This window comes from Undibacterium sp. RTI2.2 (genome assembly GCF_035018705.1).
Classification (GTDB): Bacteria; Pseudomonadota; Gammaproteobacteria; order Burkholderiales; family Burkholderiaceae_D; genus Undibacterium.
Genome location: NZ_JASJXN010000038.1, coordinates 21,862 through 42,642, shown reverse-complemented (window position 1 = coordinate 42,642; position 20,781 = coordinate 21,862). Strand labels below are relative to the sequence as shown.

At 45.1% G+C, this 20,781-nt stretch carries 18 protein-coding genes; 5 read left to right on the top strand and 13 right to left on the bottom strand.

The genetic code is table 11. The features are described 5' to 3' along the window. Positions 1 to 331: 331 nt before the first annotated feature. Positions 332 to 1,765: a D-alanyl-D-alanine carboxypeptidase/D-alanyl-D-alanine-endopeptidase gene (gene dacB, locus QN395_RS17205; RefSeq protein ID WP_322119741.1), complete on the top strand. Its 1,434-nt coding sequence runs from the start codon at positions 332 to 334 to the stop codon at positions 1,763 to 1,765. 104 nt (positions 1,766 to 1,869) lie between these two features. On the opposite strand, the gene QN395_RS17200 is transcribed toward dacB, so the two are convergent. After that, the gene (locus QN395_RS17200) at positions 1,870 to 3,408 is read right to left on the bottom strand and encodes a M48 family metalloprotease (RefSeq protein ID WP_322119742.1); all 1,539 of its coding nucleotides are present in this window, start codon (positions 3,406 to 3,408) and stop codon (positions 1,870 to 1,872) included. Between the two features lie 105 nt (positions 3,409 to 3,513). Between QN395_RS17200 and moaC the strand changes: the two genes are divergently transcribed. The 4 genes from moaC (at position 3,514) to QN395_RS17180 (ending at position 8,397) form a co-directional block, all read left to right on the top strand. Then, positions 3,514 to 4,056, top strand: coding sequence for a cyclic pyranopterin monophosphate synthase MoaC (moaC, locus tag QN395_RS17195; protein WP_322119743.1), 543 nt, complete (start codon positions 3,514 to 3,516; stop codon positions 4,054 to 4,056). 624 nt (positions 4,057 to 4,680) lie between these two features. Next, positions 4,681 to 5,433, top strand: coding sequence for a TonB-dependent receptor plug domain-containing protein (locus QN395_RS17190; RefSeq protein WP_322119744.1), 753 nt, complete (start codon positions 4,681 to 4,683; stop codon positions 5,431 to 5,433). Between the two features lie 21 nt (positions 5,434 to 5,454). Continuing rightward, complete coding sequence (locus QN395_RS17185) at positions 5,455 to 6,825, top strand: TonB-dependent receptor (protein ID WP_322119745.1); 1,371 nt, start codon at positions 5,455 to 5,457, stop codon at positions 6,823 to 6,825. Positions 6,826 to 6,834: 9 nt separating this feature from the next. Further along, positions 6,835 to 8,397, top strand: a complete 1,563-nt coding sequence (locus QN395_RS17180; protein WP_323492848.1) for a histidine-type phosphatase — start codon at positions 6,835 to 6,837, stop codon at positions 8,395 to 8,397. Between the two features lie 488 nt (positions 8,398 to 8,885). Here the strand turns inward: QN395_RS17180 and QN395_RS17175 are convergent, their stop codons facing one another. From QN395_RS17175 to recA, 12 genes are all read right to left on the bottom strand, one after another. Beyond that, on the bottom strand, positions 8,886 to 10,601 hold the full coding sequence (locus QN395_RS17175) for a PglL family O-oligosaccharyltransferase (protein WP_322119747.1): 1,716 nt from the start codon (positions 10,599 to 10,601) through the stop codon (positions 8,886 to 8,888). 283 nt (positions 10,602 to 10,884) lie between these two features. Continuing rightward, positions 10,885 to 11,646, bottom strand: a complete 762-nt coding sequence (tfpZ, locus tag QN395_RS17170) for a TfpX/TfpZ family type IV pilin accessory protein (RefSeq protein ID WP_323492847.1) — start codon at positions 11,644 to 11,646, stop codon at positions 10,885 to 10,887. A gap of 200 nt (positions 11,647 to 11,846) precedes the next feature. Further along, on the bottom strand, positions 11,847 to 12,293 hold the full coding sequence (locus QN395_RS17165; RefSeq protein ID WP_323493113.1) for a pilin: 447 nt from the start codon (positions 12,291 to 12,293) through the stop codon (positions 11,847 to 11,849). A 139-nt stretch (positions 12,294 to 12,432) separates the two neighbouring features. Next, a complete protein-coding gene (locus QN395_RS17160; RefSeq protein ID WP_322119749.1) occupies positions 12,433 to 12,873 on the bottom strand; it encodes a prepilin-type N-terminal cleavage/methylation domain-containing protein in 441 nt (146 codons plus the stop codon). A 103-nt stretch (positions 12,874 to 12,976) separates the two neighbouring features. After that, entirely contained in the window at positions 12,977 to 13,426 is a 450-nt protein-coding gene (locus tag QN395_RS17155; protein ID WP_322119750.1) for a pilin, read from the bottom strand. Between the two features lie 179 nt (positions 13,427 to 13,605). Next, the gene (locus QN395_RS17150) at positions 13,606 to 14,229 is read right to left on the bottom strand and encodes an FHA domain-containing protein (RefSeq protein ID WP_322119751.1); all 624 of its coding nucleotides are present in this window, start codon (positions 14,227 to 14,229) and stop codon (positions 13,606 to 13,608) included. A 153-nt stretch (positions 14,230 to 14,382) separates the two neighbouring features. Continuing rightward, positions 14,383 to 15,198, bottom strand: coding sequence for a Stp1/IreP family PP2C-type Ser/Thr phosphatase (locus QN395_RS17145; RefSeq protein ID WP_322119752.1), 816 nt, complete (start codon positions 15,196 to 15,198; stop codon positions 14,383 to 14,385). A 217-nt stretch (positions 15,199 to 15,415) separates the two neighbouring features. Continuing rightward, positions 15,416 to 16,297: a succinate--CoA ligase subunit alpha gene (gene sucD / locus QN395_RS17140; RefSeq protein ID WP_322119753.1), complete on the bottom strand. Its 882-nt coding sequence runs from the start codon at positions 16,295 to 16,297 to the stop codon at positions 15,416 to 15,418. Between the two features lie 18 nt (positions 16,298 to 16,315). Further along, the gene (gene sucC / locus QN395_RS17135) at positions 16,316 to 17,500 is read right to left on the bottom strand and encodes an ADP-forming succinate--CoA ligase subunit beta (RefSeq protein ID WP_322121623.1); all 1,185 of its coding nucleotides are present in this window, start codon (positions 17,498 to 17,500) and stop codon (positions 16,316 to 16,318) included. 66 nt (positions 17,501 to 17,566) lie between these two features. Then, the gene (locus tag QN395_RS17130) at positions 17,567 to 18,169 is read right to left on the bottom strand and encodes a DUF2889 domain-containing protein (RefSeq protein ID WP_322119754.1); all 603 of its coding nucleotides are present in this window, start codon (positions 18,167 to 18,169) and stop codon (positions 17,567 to 17,569) included. Positions 18,170 to 18,715: 546 nt separating this feature from the next. Continuing rightward, entirely contained in the window at positions 18,716 to 19,177 is a 462-nt protein-coding gene (gene recX / locus QN395_RS17125) for a recombination regulator RecX (RefSeq protein ID WP_322119755.1), read from the bottom strand. Between the two features lie 223 nt (positions 19,178 to 19,400). After that, positions 19,401 to 20,504 carry a recombinase RecA gene (gene recA, locus QN395_RS17120; RefSeq protein ID WP_322119756.1) on the bottom strand — a complete coding sequence of 368 codons (1,104 nt, stop codon included), beginning with the start codon at positions 20,502 to 20,504 and terminating at the stop codon, positions 19,401 to 19,403. Positions 20,505 to 20,781: the final 277 nt, after the last annotated feature.

The window sequence follows — 20,781 nt, the reverse complement described above, 5'->3', positions numbered from 1 at the left end:
TCGCAACAGTGGCCACACACATGCTCGACTTTACTGGTTTGGGTATTTTGCAAGAAGCTCAAGTGTCACTAATTAAAATATTTTAAAACTTTTAAGTAATAAAATAACAAAATAATGGCACTACGATAAAGCAAAAAAGCCTTGGTATATCCAAGGCTTTTTTATTTTTTTTGATATAGCAATTAAACTTCTTTATTGCCAGCAAATGTAGATAGTAGCGCCGCCTAAATAAACTGTGACTCAAAAACAGTAAGACGTCAAACCCATTTCACCTATCCTAATGCGATACTTTTTCAATTCCATAGCAACAAACTCATTGATATTGCTCAGCTTGATAGCCACACATGCATTTGCGCAGAATGCTCTGCCGTCTTCCTTGGAGTTAGCTTTTAAAAAAGTCGGGGTACCTGCCAACGGCTTGAGTATGGTGGTCATGCCGGCAGATGGCGGACCTGCGACGCTACTACTATCACCCGATATCGCGGTCAGTCCAGCGTCTACCATCAAACTGGTAACAACATTAGTAGCGATGGAAGAATTGGGGCCGACGTTTCGTTGGAAAACGCAAATATTGAGTACAACCGCCATCAAGCAAACGGGTCTGCCATCAGATCTGAATGGTGGACAAAATGGTGAGCTACTCGGGGATATCTATCTACGTGGTGGTGGTGATCCAAACTTAACATGGGATAAACTTGGTTTAATGCTACGTACCTTACGTGGTCAGGGTATACGCAACATCATTGGCGACATTGTGCTTGATCGGCATTATTTCCAGCCGGATCGATTAGATGCGGACATCGTTCAGTTTGATGAAAAGCCGGATACCTACTACAACGTGATACCAGACGCCTTGCTGATTAACGCCAACTTATCTGGCTTTGAGTTTGAATCTACGTCCGATAACATCAAAATTCTTAGCTTTCCGCCGATGGCCCAAGTCATCATCAAAAATCAGCTTAGACTAAATAACAGCCCGTGTGCTAGTTGGGAAAATATCTGGATACCGCCTACGGTAGAAGTAGATAACAACCGCACTACGGTGACGTTGATCGGCAATTTCCCCCGAAACTGTAAGGCCATCAAATACACTAATATATTCGACCGAAACAGGTACATAGAACATCTGATACAGCAGCTATGGCAAGAAATAGGTGGTACTTGGATTGGTCATGTTAAAGATGGTTTTACGCCAGCGACTGCCAGCATCTTGGTGGAGCGCCAGTCGGACACCTTGGCCGACACCATCAAAATAATCAATAAGCAATCTGATAACGTCATGGCGCGCTTGCTCTATTTAAGTTTAGGGGCAGAATTCTCTGAAGCTAAAAATTACGCCACTACCCTGCAAGCCGCAGATGCGCATGTACGGCAATGGTTTAGCAAAAAAGGGATTACTGATGAAGGCTTGATTCTCGAAAACGGATCAGGCTTGTCTCGCACAGAAAAAATTACGGCAAGACAACTAGGCAAGGTATTACAATTAGCCAGCCATAGCAACTGGTTTCCTGAATTTGCCAGCAGTATGCCGATTGTCGCAGTAGATGGGACGATGCGAAAACGGCTCAAGGATAGTCCTGTGGAAGGACGCGCGAGGATCAAAACAGGCAGCTTAAAAAACACCCTGTCGATCGCAGGCTACATCAAAGACAGTCATGAAAAGCTATGGATCGTCGTCGCCATAATCAATGATGAAAAAGCCGGAAAAGCGCGACCGGCGATGGATGAATTGATCTTATGGATATCTGGAGACCAAGGCAAATAAGCGTTAATCCAGATTTTCCGTTTTACGGACAACAAATGTAGCTTAGGAGAGCTGATTGGCTAAATGAGAAACTGTCGTAAGCCAAATAAAGCCATCAGATATCTCTACCTTTTTTTCTCATCTTTTAATTCTTGCTTATGCTTCTCTTGCCATTCACGTTCGCGGGCATCGATTACCGACTGTTCGTAATATTGCGCATCGGGTGAGCGACGGGCGATGTCTAGCTGCTGCAAGGCTGGCGCTAAACTTCCCTCTAATGCATAACCTTCCGCCAGCGCAATATGTTGCAGCGCCTGCTTACCTTGCTCTGCATAGACTTTGCCCAACAAATTTTGCACCTTAATATCTTGTCGATACAGCTGCGCCTGATCGCGTAAAAACCGTGCTGCATCTTCCTCTTTGCCCGCAGCCAGCAATGCATCAACATACTGATAGGCCAAACCACGCGATAAAGGGAATTGCTGCATTGCCGCCTCAGCTGCCTTGACTGCGGCGTCGGCTTGCTTGTTGGCGATTTTAATATCGATATCCAGGCTGACAAACATACTGGTTTTATTGAGTGCCGTTTTTTGCGTTGGAGATTGATCTATCTGTTTGATCAAGCTAGCCAATAAGCTGGCGGCTTTAGAAAACTCTTTTTGTTTGTGGGCAATAAAAGCGAGTCCATATTGTGCGGCTAGTTTTTCATCTTTTTGATCGGCTTTTAATTGCGTATCAAAAAAAGTAGCCGCATCAATATAACCTTGAGTCGTATCATTTTGCAGCACTCTGACTCTGGCTTTGGTGAGCAAAAATTCTAAGCTGTCTAAATGCTGTTTATAACGCTGATCGACCATGCGCGACTGGATATCCGCCATGCGCTCGCTGGTGAGTGGATGGCTACGCAAAAAAGGGGGCGCATTGTCGTTGTAATTGCGCGTTGCGACTTGCAAACGTCCAAAGAAAGAGACCATGCCACCGGTATCAAAGCCAGCATCACGTAAGATCTGAAATCCAATACGGTCGGCCTCCCGCTCGGCCTCACGACTAAAGGTCAATTGGCGCTGGATCGCAACCCCCTGCCCGCCAACCACTAGCGCCATTGCTGCATCGGGACTGGACTTGGCGGCCAATGCTGCCAAAATAACCGATGCCAGAGGGATCAAGTAATCCAACCGCTGGCTGCCTATCATCCTGGCGATATGTCGCTGTGCTACGTGGCCAATTTCATGTCCCATGACAGACGCTAATTCTGATTCTGTTTGCGAGGCCAAAATCAAGCCGGAATGGAATCCGATAAAACCACCCGGCAAGGCAAACGCGTTCAGAACCGGATCGCGTACGACAAAAAACTGAAAATCAAACATTGTCTCGCCACGTGCATCAGGACGAGTTTCTAACATCAGATTACCTAGCTTATTGAGGTACTCTGCTACCGGTCCATCATCCATATAATCCGGATCACGGCGCACACTCTGCATAATTTGCTCGCCCAATTTACGCTCTAGCGAAGGGGATAAATCTTCCCTTTCGGTATCTCCTAAAGTGGGCAAATTTTGCGCAAAACTGGTATTTGATGAGCTGGATACCGAAAACAAACAGACGGCGGCCAAGATGGCGGCGTATAAGGTTTTAGGTCGGAATGATGGGCGTTTTAGTTTCACGATGCTATGATACTTTGCTAATCAATTAGTTCTTAAACTGTTTCAAAGAAAGTCTATTTTCGACGGCGAGATTAATCTCTAATACTCATTGCTAATACTAAATTCATGACTTCAAACAACAACGACGGCCTGACGCCGTCCTTAGCTCCCGCATTAACTCCTTCATTAACTCATTTTGATGCTACAGGTCAGGCACATATGGTCGATGTTGCAGAAAAAAAAGACTCCCACCGCATCGCCATTGCAAGCGGCACTATCCGCATGAAACAGGGGACACTTGCCATCATCGCTGAAGGTACAGCAAAAAAGGGAGATGTTCTCGGCATCGCCCGCATCGCCGCCATCATGGCAGCTAAACGCACCGCTGATCTGATTCCGCTATGTCACCCGTTGGCGCTCACCAGAGTCGCCGTGGATTTTAGCATTGACACTGATCAGTCCAGCATCCATTGCAATGCGCAAGTAGAAACTCTGGGTAAAACTGGGGTAGAGATGGAAGCGCTTACCGCGGTGCAAATCGGCCTACTGACGATTTACGATATGTGCAAGGCAGTGGATCGCGGCATGGTAATGAGCGACATCCGCGTATTAGAAAAACACGGTGGCAAATCTGGCGACTGGGTAAGTCTGGTGGATGGCGCTGCTTGATCAGCAAATTAATCCGGCAAATGGGTTATTTGAGGTGAAATTGAATTGAAATTGGACAGCGATAACAAACAAACTAAGCGCGGAGATTAAGTACCATTTTTTTCTTTAAAACTGGTAAATAGCTGCTGAAATAGAAGCCAATTTCAATATACTCCCCCTCATTTTTCATAAAATCGGTCTATTCTCTAGGTTATCTTTGGACAATAAAAAATACTACCTACGAGTATTTAAATCTTCTTATTGATTAAAAAGCAAGGAAGTCTAATCAACCAGTTAAAATGGACAGGCTAAATCGCCTGTCCCGGCCAAGAGTCTGCACTCAGCCACAAGCGATCTACAAACGATATAGAAGCGATCCACAGACCATCCACAATTGGCCGCAACAGCCTGTAAGTGCCGGCGGCAATATGAATCGTCCAAAACGCCTACTCTGCTCTGATATCAAAGCATCCTGCAAACTCTTCTCCTGACTTAAGCATCTCTTTGCAGTCACGGCATCAATTCATACCCCTGTCATATGTTTTGACTATATTGCACGTTCCAAAATAAGCGCTTGCCAAACTGAATTCATCATCGGGATTAGCCAACGGCGTGCTAACCACTTTACTGACTTTACTGACACCTATGACTTCTCATTCTGTTTCCATAAAAAATCTGCGTTACACGCGCATCTATCTGGCATTGGCACATATTGGTTTCTGCGCCGCCTCACTACAAACGACGATGGCTATCGCAGCTGAAAATACTGACAATAGTGACAACGGCACAACCGCTCAAGTAGTAATCAAGGCAAATGTTGAAAAGAAAAAATTAAGCGACAGCGTCAGCAGCGGCGCATTGGGACGCCGTTCGGAGCTGGACACGCCCTTCTCGACCAAAGCCGTCAGCAGTGATGAAATCGAAGATCGGCTGGCAACCAGTGTCTCTGAAGTATTTAAATATGACGCGTCAGTCACCGCGATCAGCCCACCTATCAGCACACATCCGGCCACCATACAAATGCGCGGCTTGCGGCTGGACGATCTGAACGGCTACAAAATCGACGGCTTGGCGAATATCAATCGCGGTACCGAAATGCCGCTGGAGATGTTTGAAAGCGTTGAGGCGCTGAAGGGTTTATCCGGCTTTATGTACGGCTTTGGTTCGCCAGGCGGCATTATTAACTATGTCAGCAAACGTCCGACCACCGAACGCAGCTTTAGTGCAACCCTGGGTTACCAGCAAGGTGGTGCAATCAAGGAACAGTTTGATATCGGCGGTCACGCTGGTGTGAACAACGAATTCGGCTATCGCTTCAACTTATTACACGAAGATGGCGGCGTGGCTGCAGAAAGCGGCTCTATCAATCGCACTGCAGGCAGCGCGAATGTGGACTGACGCCTGACCAATGATCTGACCTTGTCATATGACACGATTTACCAGCGTCGCCGGACTGTTGGCGGCACTGATGTGGTGATTTCACCGTTATTCGCTGTACCCTCGCCAATAGATGGCGGAAGTCGCTTAAATAGTGTCGGCGCGGCAAGCGATGTCGATTATTTAATTTCGACCACTGCTCTGGATTATCGTCTGGCGCCAAACTGGACTGCCAACGCCTCTTACCGTCTGTCGGACTCTACCCGTATCTACAAAAAAGATCAGTACTACATCACTAGCAACAGCGGCAATTACAGAGACCGGGTCACCTCAGAATTACACGGCTATCATTTTGATCAGGTGCAAGCCAGCATCAACGGCAAGTTTGATACGGGCTTCCTGCAACACGATATAGTCGCCGGAATCATGTCGCAAAACCTGGTATCGACATCATCGGTAGTCACTCCAAAAACCTATCTGGGCGTCGGCAATTTGTATTCCCCAACCATCCTTAACGTGGCCAGCGTCAACTACAGTGGCGGCAAGTACGAAGATGAGCATACCCGGCAAGAAGCAAGCTTCGCCAGCGACACCATCAAGTTCAGCGATGACTGGTCAGTACTTGCGGGTCTGCGCTATACACGATTTACTGACACCTCGTATAACACTAAGGGGATCTTCACTGCCTACTATCCAGTAAGTAAAAGTACGCCAACAATCGCGGTCATGTATAAGCCAATGGCCAATACCACCATTTACGCTAGCTATGTTGAAGCGCTAGAGCAAGCAGCTAGCGCACCAACATCAGCAATCAACGCCAATCAAATCTTTTCGCCATTGCAAAGTAAGCAGACCGAAATCGGCATCAAAACCGAGCAAAAGGTATGGAATGCCAGCGCGTCTCTGTTTCGCATTGATCGCAACGCACAGTACTCAAATGCCGCAAATATTTTTGTAACGGATGGGCAGAACCGCTATCAAGGTCTGGAATTTAATTCTGTGGTGCAAGCAGCTAAAAATCTATCGATAGAAGGCGGCATCATGCTGCTGGACGCGACTCTGCAAAATGCGGCACCTGGCTATAGTGGTAAGCTCGCTGTAGGAGCCCCACGCCGTCAGGCATCATTGCAGATGACATGGCGTCCAGAGGCACTGCCCGGTCTGGCGCTGCATGCAGGAACCCAGTATTTGGGTGAATTGCCGATGGACGCGGCTAATGTTAATACCTTACCAGCCTATGAATTGTTCGATGCAGGTTTAAATTACCGCACACGGATTGGCAAACAATTTCTTAGCTTACGTGCGAATGTATCCAATATTGCCAATCGTAAATACTGGACTTACTATCAGGAGAACTATCTGAATGTCGGCGCACCACGGACAGTCAGCCTGAGTGCCCGCGTAGACTTTTAAGCCAATAATATGATCATTAACTGTACTAAAGTAATCCTGTTATCCGCGCTTGCCCTCAACACGGCGAGCGCGCAGCCAGCGTATTACGGCACCAAAACACCCTACCAACCTCAGCAAGCCATTTCTAGTTATGAGGCCGCGCCACAGGGCTATCAGCCAGTTTATACACAAATGCTGGCAAGACATGGCTCACGGGGTTTGACTGGGATGAAGGTCGACCTCGCCTTCTATAACCTATGGAAGTTAGCTGAAAAGGAGCAAGCGCTGACATCATTGGGAGCAGAACTGGGGCCAGATATTCAGCGAGTCATGGAAGCCAATGCCTCGCTGGGATATGGCGTCGCTGGCATCAGCAAGCCAGGCTACGGCAATGAAACCCAGTTAGGTATCGCAGAACACACGCAACTGGCGCAACGCTTGCGCCAGCGTCTGCCAACGCTGTTCCAGAGTCTGGATTGTGCAACACCAGACAAAGCGCCACGCCAAATTGTGGTCGTTACGTCTGGCAAAGACCGCGCAGTGGATAGCGGTTATTTCTTTACCCAGTCTTTAATCGCGCAACAAGCGTGCCTCGCCTCCAGCGTGACCTATCCGGCGTCTCTTGCACCGGGTGCAGAACAAGATCATCGCAGCCGGCCAGCAGGTACAGACCGCTTCTTACACTACTTCCATAAACTGAGCCAAAAACAGGATCTGGTCAGCGATCCAGCCGATCCGCTATTTCCGACCTTTCAAGCAAGTCAGTCTTATCAGACCTATCTGGATAGTAATGAGTTAAGTAAAGCAGAAGCCAGTATATTGGCGCAACCGCGTCTGGCCGTCGCCGCAAAGACGGTACTGCAACGTTTATTCACACCCGCCTTTATTTCGGGGCTAAACCAGAATCGCTATCGCGCGAGCAACGAGGGCACGGTCACATACAAGAGTACTGATGGTAAATTTGTTAGCACGCTCAAAGGCGATGGCAATGAAGTAATCGCCTCAGCACTGGATGCCGCGCTGGCCTTGTATGACCTGTATGCTGCATCGGCCGATATGCCGGATGAGGCGCATACCAACTTCTCACAATACATGCCCGCCGAGCAAGCCGCAGTCTTTGCCTCTGTACAAGATGCACTTACCTTCTACAGTAAAGGCCCTGGCTTTACCGGAGCCAAAGGAGTCACCTGGCGGATGGCGCAAACGCTGCTCGATGACTTTTTCACTGAAGCCAAGCTCATCGCGGCGGGGAATTACGCACACGCAGCCAAACTAAGATTTGCCCATGCCGAAACCATTATCCCGCTAGCATCCTTACTCGGTGTACCGGGCATGGCGACACCACAGCCAAAAAATCTTGCTTACGATTATTCCAATAACTTATGGCGTGGTGAACAGGTCGCGCCGATGGCCGCGAATATTCAATGGGATCTCTACAAAAATGATGCCGGAAAAGTATTAATCCGGATGCTGTACAACGAGAAGGAGACTGGTTTCAAACCATCTTGCGACAAAGCCCGTGTAGCCAAAGACAGCTATTTTTATGATTACCAGCGACTGGCAGACTGCTATCAGCAATCAATAGCGAAGTGAAAAATTCTTAGTCGCTGATTGGGATTGATGGGATTTGGGGCGCGGAGATTTGGGGCGGAATTTTGGGCCGGTTTTTTAAAACTCTTATCCGATAACAAGCAGTTGGTTTCTTGGGTCATTCCGGCATGGTCTTAGCCGGAATCCAGCGTCGTCATTTTGACGCCGCATTGACAACCCGCTGACACCGCACCCACTACCTTTATGTTTGATATGTAAAGCGATCAACATCACTGGATTCTGGCTTAAAACCTGCCGGAATGACACCGTCTGATTTGAGAATGCATGAGTCGCGTATGAGATGCGTATGCGCCTCGCCTCAACGCTCACTGAAGCAAAAAACTAGACTCATATTTAACATACTCCCCACCATTTTTCGTAAAACCGCCCTATTGTCCAGACAATCTATGGACAATATTAAATACTACCAGCGAGTATTTAATATTACGCTTACTGAAAACAAAACTTCAAGTCAGTAAATTAGCATCTAACTATTGCGCATCCCGAGCCGGCATCGTCTTAAAAACCACCTCATAACGAGCATCTAAAGCTGCTTGGGCTTTCCAATAATCGTAGTATTCAGGATAAGAAATGGGATGTAGGCGCTGCAAGGTTTGCATCGTACGTGCCGCTTGTTCTGGCTTACCGTTTAAGGTATATACTTCTGCCATTTTGCTCAACACATGCACGTATCCAAAACGATGGCTCAAGCGCTCCGCGAATGCGATTTCGGTATCCGACATACCCTCGCGCGCGACCATTTTAGTCAATTTAAAATAATCAAAAAACTGCGGGAATAAAGTAAACGCGGGCCGCTCACTTGGGCTGATATCCACTACATACCCCGATTGCTGCCAACGCAAAACCCGAAAACCTGTCGTCACCCGCTGATAATCCCAGGTAATCAATGCCATGAATAAAAAAGCACCGCCAAGGATGACAGCAATCACACTTTTAGCAGGGCGCCCAAGCAATACGCCCTCAGAGGGCCAGCGCAGCTGATGCACCATACCCATCAATATGCCAACCGGTATCAGCACAAAGGCATACCAAAGCGGAAATTCAACCATGCTATGCACAAACACGGCGACAAAAAATAAACCCGCAAAACGGATCGGCACCGTCACCGCTTTGATAAAAAAGCATTGAACAGCCCACCAGGCCAAGCCTGAACATATCAATATCGTTGCAGGGAAACCTAATTCGGCGGCCAAATTTAAAATCAAATTATGTGAGTGCTCTGCATAAGTAGTCGATCCAAAATCCGCCGCAATCCTGACTTGTTCTGCACCAAAACCAAACCAGCCAACGCCCAACCAGGGATGCTGAGTCGCCATATGCCAAGCCTGCTGCATCAACACCATACGCTCAGAACGACCACCAATATGCTCAGCAACCGAGCCGCTAGCAAATCCAACATGCTGCCCCATGATAGGCAAACCAAAGACCAGCGCGGCATACAGCAATACCAGCACAGCTAAAAACCATCTGCTGACAGAGTGACCATCCTGAGTTTTAAACATACAAACTAAGGCAAAAGCCGGAACAATCATCCAGCCTATGCGTGACTGCGTCAGCGCTAGCCCTATCAGTAATACTAAAACCAATAAAACAGAAGCCCATTGATTGAAAAATCGTCGCTGATATAAGTACCAGACCGAAGCCAGAGAAAAACAGAATAGCAAAGCGAGTTGATTTGGCTGCGCGACATTGGCGTAAGGTCGCATAAAAGGCTGTGATTCACGTGCGATAAACATCACAGCAGGCGTAGCATCAATCCCCGTAATCTGTACCAATTGCATGATGACGGACAACAAACCTGCTAATAAGTGGGCGATCGCAAAGGACAAACAGATTAGCTCAACGTATTGTGTTTGAATCGCGAATGTCGCCCCAATAATAAATGCTACCGCGATTAATGCGATGTACAACAATGGGATTAAAGTATCGGGCAACGACGACGCTACATTTCCAGTGAGCTGTAAAAACACAAATCCAATCAATAAGATTGGTATCAATAAAAGTTGAGGAAAACTTAATCGAGGTGTGGTCGCAATCAAAATGCCGACAGACAAAACTAACAGACCAAAGATAGTCAAAAAATCATGGTAGTAAGTTCTGTAAGGATGAACATGATGTGGATGGATATAAGATACCAGCAACAACAGAGCAAAAATTGCGAGTGAGAGTTTAGTGGTTATTTTCAAAGTAATTACTATTGGTAATGCAATTAAATAGAATTAACCGTTTAGGCTGAAACAAAATATTCCTTAAATATATCTTTCCTACACACTCTCAGAAAAAATCCCTTGGCGTTAGTCGAGTAGCGAAAAACATTAACGTCGCTATCAATGCAAGAATCATCTTTTGCAAGTAACAATTATTGTTCAGATAGCGGCATGCAATTCGAATTTTTTGCGCCTCTCCGCAGGATTGAGGAGGTGCGGACTAAATGGAATTTGTTAACATCTTTAATTGCCATTTAAATAATTATAAAAAATCATCTATCGGAGCAAATCCTACAGGTTGAACGCTATTAACATCGATCAGAATGACCCAGCTCGCATTTTTTGAGATCAATGGCAAATAGCGAAGCTGTTGCCGCTTGACACCAGATTTAGCAACCGCCGCCTCTATTGTCTTGGACAACTTAGGATACTTGCTAAACAGGAGTTCAACAGGTTTGGATATTTTTATAATCTGCTCATACGATTTATCATAAGAGTCCCAGAGAGATGGATGTAATCCAGCGTCAAAGCCATTCATTGCTTTTGAAATATCATTCACATTCTCAGCTAAATTTTTACTAGTACTCATGCCGATTAATATAGGTCCAGTTTTTGAAAGAGTCCTAAACTCGGGCTTCGCATTCGACAATTCTTTTTGGTCCACCTCAAAACTGGTTACAACCCGAAAATATTTTGACGTAAAAACGAGTGCTACTGGTCTTGCAGAAAAAATAGTCATGACACCATAACCCAAGCCCATCATTTGAATGATTACAATAACAATCAAATCACGAGCCAAATGACGTTTATTTTTCTTCACATCAAAAACAACAAACGTAAGCAAGGGGCCTAATATGACATCAACCGATATCAATATATACAGTAAGGATAAGCCCCCACATATTTCGCTGTATGGCCAAGGAAACCATAAAAATAAAACTATACCAGTCACTGCCGCCGCTATCAGTGCAGATAAAACCAAATGACATCCTGCGGATATAAACCGATATTTAAAATGTCTCATAAATCTTAAGTAATCCAACGAAAGTTACCATCTAGACAAAATTAATATTTAAATTAATACTTACTTTATTAGTCAAAAAAAAACACCAATAACGGTGTGTTTTTTTAATTTCGACAATTTTGATTCTAGCATCCAAATAAATTGAAGGACAATCGGTAATTATTTTATACTTACTTTTGCATCTAAAAGCATGCCACAGATTAGCATAACCCAGCAGCTATACAAGTACTACTAACATCTTTTGACCATTTTATCGATCCATTAGCTATAGCTGGAGTCAGTATAAAAGTCTCACTATTAAAACTTTTTGTCGTATTTGCAGTACCCGTTACTACCGGAATTACGGACGAAATCACGACGGACGCAACAAAATTACCTTGTGCACCCGTATTGATAGGAGTAGCGCCTATTAATGCAGCGGTATCACAAGTGCCGGCCGCAAATGCTGTTGCACCTGTAGATTGAAAACACACATCGACCATTTCTCTTATAGCAGCAGTTGCCAAAATGATCTCCGTAAATCTCGACCGCTTTTGATAGTTTTGATACGCCGGTAGCGCTAACGAAGCCAATATACCAATAATTGCAACGACAATCATTAATTCGACCAGAGTGAAACCGCGTTGAACATATCTAAAAAATTGCATAATATTTTTACAAATCCATATTTCACGATTTTAACTATTAATATATTGCAAGGCGTAACGTATAAAAATTAGTTTAATGCTCACCACCAAACGTCCAAGTCCACAACCAATCGGTATTAGTTAATTTAACCGACAACCTTTAACATAATCCTGCTGTTACACAACTACCACTTTTTGCCCAAGTCTGCGATCCGTTAGCCACTGCCGGCGTCAAAATAAACGTTTCACTGTTTAAACTTTTTGCCGTGTTTGCAGTACCTTTAACCACTGAGGTCGCAGCAGTAATCGTGACCGATGATACGAAATTTCCCTGAGCTCCAGTATTATTTGTCGTCGCACCGACAAGCGCTGCTGTGTCGCAAACGCCAGCACCTAGAGCTGCAGAACCACTAACTTGAAAACAAATGTCAACCATATCTTTCACCGCACCTGTCGCTAAAACGACTTCAGTGAATCTGGATTTCTTAAGATATGTTTGGTAAGAAGGTAATGCTATGGAGGCTAAGATACCAATAATTGCAACAACGATCATCAGTTCAATTAGTGTAAAGCCGGCTTGAATAGATTTTTGGAATTTCATATAATTCCCATCTATGAATTTTCGTCAATATTTTTATATTTGGATGAAATTAAAATGGCGTGAATCATAGTCGATGCTCCACGCCAATCTCTACAATCTATTATTAGCAAATACCAGCAGCTACGCAAGTACCACTCTTTGCCCAAGTCAATGAAGCATTTGCTACTGTTGGCGTTAAAATAAATGTTTCACTATTCAAACTTTTTATCGTGTTTGCTGTACCTGTTACTACAGAAGTAGATCCAGTAATACCGACAGAAGCAACAAAATTACCTTGAGCGCCTGTGTTATTAGCAGTAGCGCCGATTAAAGCTGCAGTATCGCAAACACCAGCACCTAAAGCAGTTGCACCTGTTGTTTGGAAACAGATATCAACCATATCTTTAACAGCACCAGTTGCGAGAACAACTTCAGTGAATCTCGATTTTTTCAGGTAAGTTTGATAAGCTGGTAGTGCGATTGCAGCCAAAATACCAATAATTGCTACAACAATCATCAATTCGATCAAAGTAAAACCAGCTTGCGCGCGTTGTGTCATTTTTGTGGATTTCATTTTAAAACTCCTAGTTTAAAAAAATAAATTAATTTGTTCTGTCTTACATAAGCTGAATTAGCAAACCCTGTGCCACCCCTATATTATTTACTTTTTAAAAATAAACTGACAAAAAAAGTGTATGAGAAAATCAAAATATGACGAATTTTGTCAGGCAAAACAACTAGTTCAAATTTATGTCATTTATTTTTTGATGTAATTACAAAAATAAGCTTTGTTCCTGACATATCAATCACATCTCCGTCAGCCAATTTTTGTGGCTGCTTGTCAATTATTTTATTGTTTAGTTTGGGACTTGAGGCGCCATCGACGTGTGCAACATAAAAAGATTGTTCTTGTTGAGTAATTGCAATGACCTGGACAGTTGGGCTACCGATAGTCGTAACTGGTTTATTCAGAACCAACTCTCGACCAGCGTTAGCACCATTTTGTACTTGAATACGTGCGGATACCGTGGATACGCTCAGGGAGGACGGTTTTATTTTGAGTGCTGCGTCCGGCAAGTCATAATTTTCTGAATCATTTTGATATCGAACCTTATATTTACCAATATCAATAATGTCGTCGTTTTGTAAAAGGTGCTTCTTAATTGGCTGTCCGTTGACCAAAGTGCCATTGGTACTTCCTAAATCCAAAACAAAAGACCCTGTGCTAGTGGTGTCAATCGCCGCATGCTGACCGCTGACGGTCAAATGATCAATCACAACGTCATTACCCGGACGTCGTCCCACCGTTATGCGTGATTTTAGGATTGACAGTTCTTGCTGGACCAGTCCGTTGAAAGTAACGACGATTTTCGCCATAGTGCTCTCTATAAAAAACAAAATCTAACTATTTGGACTTACGCACAATTGTCCCCGCAAGGCTTAGCGAGGAGAGTCGTACTATAGTATGCCGTGTATAAATGGTATCTGCATCGCGGCTGGAGCATTTTTGCGTAAGTTCTTTCTATAAAACTAACTGAAAAAAAGCTGCTGTATATGCTGCATTGGCGAATGCTGTTTTAAGCCATTCACTTTTATTAGAATAATCGAGATATTGTCCCGACCACCTAATTCATTCGCTTTGTGTAGCAACAATTCGCAACAAAGCGCTAAATTATCTCTATGCAGACTAACTGTGGTTTCGATTTCATCATGCTTGAGCATGTCGGTCAAGCCATCGGAGCACATTAGATAAATATCCTCTTCTTGAATGACATGCTCGCTAATTTCCACCTCAATCTCACCTTGCACACCGATTGCTCTGGTAATCAAGTTCTTAATCGGAGAATACTGCGCTTGCTCTTCGCTAATCAGACCAGCGTCAATTTGCGCCTGTAATACTGAGTGGTCGTGCGTAATCTGCAGTAAACGGTTGGACCGGTATTGGTAGACACGCGAATCGCCCACATGCGCAACAAGGAGTCTATCGTGATGACAAAACGCAACGACAACGGTGGTACCCATACCAATAAATTCGGGATTATTCTGTGCTGCATCCCAGACACGAAAATTGCTCATCTCGATTGCTTCTTTAATCCACTTCGCGGCAACCGATGTCTGGCGCGCAAATAAAGAAGAAAAAGTAGATGTTTTTTTGAGGAGTAACTGCTGCGTAATAATGTCTACCGTCATTTTGCTAGCGATCTCACCAGCATTGTATCCGCCCATACCATCTGCTAATACTGCAAAATCCGCCTCGGCACATATCTCTATGGCATCTTCGTTTTGTGCTCGTACCAGTCCCGTATCCGAGAGACCCGCAAACTCTAATACGCGTTGAAATGACATGAATAGTGATTAAATATGAGAAATAAATCAGGTTCTATAAATATAAAAAGATATAAATCATAATAATCCCAAGCAATGCTGAAGATCATTATTCAAGCTTAACACCAAGCTGCGGAACTGTTGCATAAAGATAAGTAAAATGGGGAGCAAAGCTCCCCATTTTATGATGTAACCCCGAATAAGTTGCTCAAAATTGCAACTTAGTCCGACATTGAGACTACAACATCGCCTTCAACAAACGCGCCATTTCTGACGGGTTTTTAGTTGCTTTGATGCCGCACTCTTCCATGATGTCTAATTTAGCTTGTGCCGTATCAGCACCACCAGAAATCAAAGCACCAGCATGACCCATACGTTTGCCTGGAGGCGCTGTAACACCAGCGATAAAGCCGACGACTGGTTTCTTCATGTTGTCACGTATCCAATAGGATGCATTGGCTTCGTCGGGGCCGCCGATTTCGCCGATCATGATAACCGCGTCAGTGTCTGGATCATCATTGAACATCTTCATGATATCGATATGCTTCAAACCATTAATAGGATCACCACCAATACCAACAGCAGAAGATTGACCCAGACCTAATGCAGTCAATTGGCCTACTGCTTCGTAAGTCAATGTACCGGAGCGGGAAACCACGCCGATACGACCTTTACGATGGATATGACCTGGCATGATGCCGATCTTGATTTCGTCTGGTGTGATCAGGCCTGGGCAATTTGGTCCGAGCAATTTCGTTTTGCTGCCAGATTTTGCCATGCGGTCTTTAAGCATCATCATGTCACGGACAGGAATGCCTTCGGTAATGCAAATTGCCAGATCGAGGTCCGCTTCGACCGCTTCCCAAATCGCGGCAGCAGCACCTGCAGGTGGTACGTAGATAACAGAAACTGTTGCGCCAGTAGCCGCTTTTGCTTCAGATACGTTAGCAAAAATAGGAATGCCTTCGAAATCTTCGCCAGCCTTTTTAGGATTGACGCCAGCGACGAAACAGTTTTTACCGTTTGCGTAATCGCGGCACATACGAGTATGGAACTGGCCAGTTTTGCCAGTGATACCTTGGGTGATAACTTTTGTATCTTTATTGATCAGGATGGACATATCTGTTCCTTGCGATTATTAAGCGTGAGCTGCAGCAGCGGCAACAACCTTCTGCGCTGCTTCTTCCATCGTATCAGCGGCGATGATAGGCAGACCAGAATCAGCCAGCATCTTCTTGCCGATGTCTTCGTTGGTACCCTTCATGCGTACCACCAACGGTACTTGCAGGGAAACCGCTTTAGATGCAGTGATGACACCCTCAGCAATCACGTCACAACGCATAATGCCACCGAAAATATTGACCAAGATCGCTTTCAGACCTGGATTTTTCAACATAATCTTAAACGCTTCAGTCACTTTTTCTGCTGTCGCGCCGCCGCCTACGTCAAGGAAGTTAGCTGGCTCACCGCCGAACAACTTAATCGTATCCATCGTTGCCATTGCTAGACCAGCTCCGTTGACTAAGCAACCGATATTGCCGTCGAGCGAGATGTAAGCGAGGTCAAATTTAGATGCTTCAATTTCAGCCGGATCTTCTTCATCCAGATCGCGGTAAGCCACGATTTCTGGTTGACGGAACAAAGCATTCGCGTCGAAGTTGAACTTAGCATCGAGAGCAATGACTTTACCCGAACCGGTCAAAATCAAAGGATTGATTTCTGCCAGTGAACAATCGGTTGCCATGAAAGCTTCGTACAGACCTTTTAACTGAACGCGTGCGTCAGCGATAGACTCTTCTGGCACACCAATTTTGCGGGAGATATCATCTGCCTCTGCATCTTGCAGACCATTAGTCGGGTCGATAGCGATGGAATGCAATAGTTCTGGATGTGACTCAGCCACTTCCTCAATGTCCATACCGCCTTCGCTGGACGCCATCAAGACGACGCGCTGGCTGATACGGTCAGTCACCATACTGACGTACAGTTCTTTTTTAATATCAGCGCCTTCTTCGATCAGTAAGCGACGGACTTTTTGGCCTTCTGGCCCAGTCTGATGCGTTACCAATTGCATACCCAGAATCGCAGTCGCGTATTCGCGCACTTGCTCAAGGGATTTAGCTACTTTGACGCCGCCACCTTTACCACGACCACCAGCATGAATTTGCGCTTTGACAACCCAAACTGGGCCGCCTAAAGTTTCGGCCGCTTTAACGGCTTCATCTACGGACAGGCATGGAATACCGCGTGGTACTGTCACTCCGAATTTGCGGAGGATTTCTTTACCCTGATACTCATGAATTTTCATACGACTTCCCTTCAGACACTGAGGTATTAGTTGATAGGCAAAACAAAATAAAACAACAAAAATAAAAACAGTAAAAACGAACTAAGCAGATGATTTTGCGTCAGGCGGCGAACTACTTGCCACCGCCCATCGCGGGTAATATTGCACAACAGCTGGGCCATCTAGCCTTAGCGCATGGCAACGATTAAGTTGAAAAGGTTGTTGCTGGTTGTCAGAAGTGCGGTCAGAACTGCTGGCGCCATCGCGGGTATCAATCACATCACCGGCAAAAGCTTGCACCGCAGCGGTCGGGAGAATTTGGGCTAGCTCGGTAATATGGGTGCAGCCATTAATGCCAGACATTCTTTCTTTAACACCTTGCCGGAACTGCATCATCAAGTTAAGCCCAATTAACTTTTTATAATCTGGGCCTATCGTGTTGCAAAAGCCTGGGTACGGTACCGCATCCGAGACCGCCATTGCATCAACAATGGTCAAGTTGGTATCGATCGTAATCCGCAAACTAAGATCATGCAGCGGTGAGCCAACCGGCCGGATGCCAGAAGCAAGTTGAATGTCGCGGGTTTTGGTGTCGGTAATGTGAGCGTCAAGATCCCACAATCCATCATCGCGAGCGAATGCGTCGATTTGGATTGAGCGCGTGTGCTTAAGTGCACGGCGAGAAGTGGATATTGGTAAGGGCATATGCCTGATGGCGGCTATTTCAGTGTAAAGAGCCACAATTGCGCGTCGTCACCGCAGTTTCTACGATAACAGCCGCTCTTGCGGCCCTGCAAAAATCCCGAGAAGTGTAGCACAAGTCGATGCGTAAGCTCCTGCGTTTTGCGTCAAAGATCGTAGCTACAATTTAAATCGGTTCTTTTTTTGTGGCTTGCGCTACAGATTAATTGCCTCATGCCAAAGATAAATTCACACGAGCTCAACATACAGATGAAGCGATAACTAAGTAATTCGTCTCGACAAGATGAGAAGCCGTCATGAAGTATTTTCTCCTTGTCAGTGAAGGTTAATATTTCTGAGTGCGGCTCAACAGCAATACACTCCCCATTTCTTTAAATAAAAATGGCTTATAGCCCAATGAATATATGGACAATTAAAATATACCTACCCAGAGTATTATTTTCAATAATATCAACGGAGAGGCTTTACCGAAATTATAGTTGCTGAATATTGCTTAATATTTCTTAGAGAAAATCTTTATTATTTCCAAAAAACTCCATATATAGACGCTTATTCATCAGTATCTTCGTCACGGGGAGCGCGCATTGCGGTCTGAATTGCTTTGGAAGAAAATCCTCGCTGCTGCATGAAACGCGCCTGCTTTGCACGCTCAAGATGGTCTGCAGGGGAATGAGGGAATTTTCTGTGCAGCACATCGATCGCACGACTCAACTCTGATTCCGCCAACTCAGCTTTAACGCGATCAATTTCTTGCCCGTCCATCTGGTGGCTCTGTAATTCGGCGAGTATCCGCTGATTGCCGAAACGTGCTACACGGCGATTTACTAAGGAATCTGCAAAGCGTTCGGCCGACAGATATTTGGCAGTTTCTAACCAATCCAGAAGCACCGAGATATCTTCGCCTTCTCGCGCATGAGGCTGGAGCTTATGCTCCAACTCCATCCGGCTATGTTCTCGCATAGAAAGATAGCGCAGTGCTCTAGCTTTTAAACTGATTTTTAATTTAGCCATGGTTAAGTAAATATCCCAAAATATCTGCTCAATAAAAAACCGGAATATGCTTGTATTAGAAGCGTATTCCGGCTTGGACTTTTTGACTTGAGTTTTTGACTCAATGGCCGCCGTCGTAATATGGCTTGTTTAGGCTATTTCGCCAGGCGCTTAGTGAGTTTGCAACTAATAAGTTTGCGAATAATCAATTTGCGGCATCAGAATGACTCAACTTACATTAAGCCTATTCAGCCTTCTCCGCTTTTTCAGCTTTTTCTGCCTTCTCCGCTTTTGCTGGCTTTGATTTAGTTTTTTCTGTCACCAACTCTTGCAGCGTCGGCACTTTTAAATGCACACGAACTTTGTTTTCAATCTCATGCGCGAGTGCCGGTCGCTCGCTCAGGAAACTCCGTGCATTATCTTTACCTTGTCCGATACGTTCGCCATTGTAGCTATACCAGGCACCGGCTTTTTCTACAATCTTAGCGTCAGCGGCCAAATCTAAAATCTCGCCTTCGCGGGAGATACCTGCACCGTACAAGATATCAAAATGCGCTTCTTTGAAAGGAGGCGCTACTTTGTTTTTGACTACTTTAACTTTCGTTTCATTACCGATGACTTCGTCACCGGCTTTGATGGAACCTGTACGACGAATATCCAGACGAACCGATGCGTAAAACTTCAATGCGTTACCACCAGTTGTGGTTTCTGGGCTACCAAACATGACACCGATTTTCATACGGATCTGGTTAATAAAAATAACTAGTGTATTCGTACGTTTTATGCTGCCAGTAAGTTTGCGCAGAGCTTGTGACATCAGACGCGCTTGCAAACCCGGCAAAGAATCACCCATATCGCCTTCGATTTCAGCCCGTGGGGTGAGCGCAGCGACCGAGTCAATAACGATTAGATCGACGCTGCCTGAACGTACCAGAGCATCGGTAATTTCTAATGCCTGCTCGCCGGTATCCGGTTGTGAAATCAGCAAATCAGATAAGTTAACGCCTAGTTTTTGCGCATAGCCCACATCCAAAGCATGCTCCGCATCAATAAATGCGCAAGTGCCGCCCAACTTTTGCATCTCTGCAATGACTTGCAATGTCAGCGTTGTTTTGCCGGAAGATTCTGGACCATAAATCTCAACGACACGACCGCGTGGCAAACCGCCTACGCCCAAGGCGACGTCCAGCCCCAAAGAACCCGTGGACACAACTTGCACTTCTTCTACCACTTCACCATCGGCCATCCGCATGACGGAACCTTTGCCAAATTGTTTTTCAATCTGTGCAAGTGCGGCTGCTAAAGCTTTGCTCTTGTCTGAGCCGGTATCGGATTTTTTGTCGTCCATAATTTCTTTCAGGTATGTTGCGCTTTATGATTTTTTGAAATGTGCCGATGGGTTTTTTACAAAAATCAGCAGGTTTTCTACATCTGACGACACTGTATAAAAAATCAGTGATTTATGCAAGCAGGATTTTAAAGAATTTATTATTACCTAAAACTGCCAACTGTCGATTTTCATTTAACTTTGACCTTTTGGGAGTGCGCATCAACATTTCTTATCTTGGCTATTAATTAATTTGCACAATTTGGTTATCTGAGAAAATCGGATCTTTAATGATTAG